General features: G+C 39.5%; 2 protein-coding genes. Both read right to left on the bottom strand.

Annotated elements, in window-relative coordinates:
- Positions 1–124: 124 nt before the first annotated feature.
- Positions 125–478, bottom strand: a complete 354-nt coding sequence (tnpB, locus tag HC000_RS18310) for an IS66 family insertion sequence element accessory protein TnpB (RefSeq protein ID WP_024605589.1) — start codon at positions 476–478, stop codon at positions 125–127.
- Positions 475–780 carry a hypothetical protein gene (locus tag HC000_RS18305; protein WP_010555472.1) on the bottom strand — a complete coding sequence of 102 codons (306 nt, stop codon included), beginning with the start codon at positions 778–780 and terminating at the stop codon, positions 475–477. The genes tnpB and HC000_RS18305 overlap by 4 nt, the downstream gene beginning before the upstream one ends.
- Positions 781–860: the final 80 nt, after the last annotated feature.

The raw sequence follows: 860 nt of genomic DNA, 5'->3' as shown, positions 1-860 counted from the left end.
CATCAAGCTTAGCCTGCATAAGTGCAAGCTGATTTTGTAGTTCGGTGATGAGAATAGTGTCTGGCATTTTAATAGCATGACACATGGGAAAGATCGTTCAAGTAAAAAAAACGATCTGGTTAATTTACATCACTGATAACCCTGATAAAGTTGAGTGGCGGGTTTTATTATTTACCGGTAAGCCAGATAATAACCATTGTAACTGCCGTTGTTCAATCCCCATGGCTACGTGTGCTTGAGCATGATTTGGCCATTGAAATCGTCCTTGCTCTAAGCGACGATAATAAAGCCAAAAACCATTGGTATCCCAAAACAAAATTTTTAATTTATCGCGTTGTTTATTACAAAAAACGAACCACGCTTGGCTTAAAGGATCGAGAGATAGGGTATCGCTGACAATAATACTTAACCCATTGATTGATTTTCGCATGTCGGTGAATCCCGTGACCAAGTAAACTTGGTGGGTGCAAGGTGTCACAGTACGCTCAATAATTTGGCGAGTGCTTGGTGCGCTAATGTCGACTCGAAGTCTATTTGATAGCCGTTTGGTGTGGTGAGTTTAATGATTGAAGGGTGTGTAAAGGCTTGCTCATGAATAACAAACGGGATCACCTGTTGCTTTTTAACCCTTATCGTTTCGTCAGAAAGGCGTTTACGCCAAACATAGAAAGTCGATGCGTTAATGTTGTTATCACGACAAAATTGAATGATGGCTAAACCACTCGATTTTTGCTGCTCAAAAATGCCTTGCCAGTGTTTTATTTTTTGCTGTTTATTCATAATTACCTCAGGTTAATATGCTGAGTAAATTATGCATAGGTAGCATTAATATTGGTATGTGGGTTTAATTGCGCGCTTAC

It is taken from the genome of Pseudoalteromonas sp. MIP2626, assembly GCF_013414205.1.
Lineage (GTDB): Bacteria > Pseudomonadota > Gammaproteobacteria > Enterobacterales > Alteromonadaceae > Pseudoalteromonas > Pseudoalteromonas nigrifaciens.
The sequence above is the reverse complement of the archived record's forward strand: the minus strand, read 5'-3'. Positions and strand labels throughout refer to the sequence as shown.